Raw genomic sequence first — 243 nt, forward strand, 5'->3', positions numbered from 1 at the left:
CTATAGTTCACCTCGGTATGTCTGGCTCACTGCGCGTGTTAGATGCCGATTTCCCAGCGGCAAAGCATGATCACGTGGATCTCAAGCTCACTAATGGTAAAGTATTACGCTACAACGATCCGCGCCGCTTTGGCGCTTGGCTGTGGTCGGCGCCTGATGAGATACATACTGTATTACTTGGTTCTGGCCCTGAACCACTAACCGATGACTTCAACGCTGATTACATTGCCGAGAAAGCAGAAA

Annotated in this window: 1 protein-coding gene; it reads left to right on the forward strand. The window is 50.2% G+C overall.

Annotation, left to right across the window (positions count from 1 at the left end; all coding sequences use genetic code 11):
• Nucleotides 1-243, forward strand: a 243-nt coding sequence (locus AB4512_RS23180) for a DNA-formamidopyrimidine glycosylase family protein (RefSeq protein ID WP_372175868.1), incomplete at both ends; no start/stop codon positions are given.

Source organism: Vibrio sp. 10N.222.52.B7 (assembly GCF_041474275.1).
GTDB classification, from domain to species: domain Bacteria; phylum Pseudomonadota; class Gammaproteobacteria; order Enterobacterales; family Vibrionaceae; genus Vibrio; species Vibrio crassostreae_C.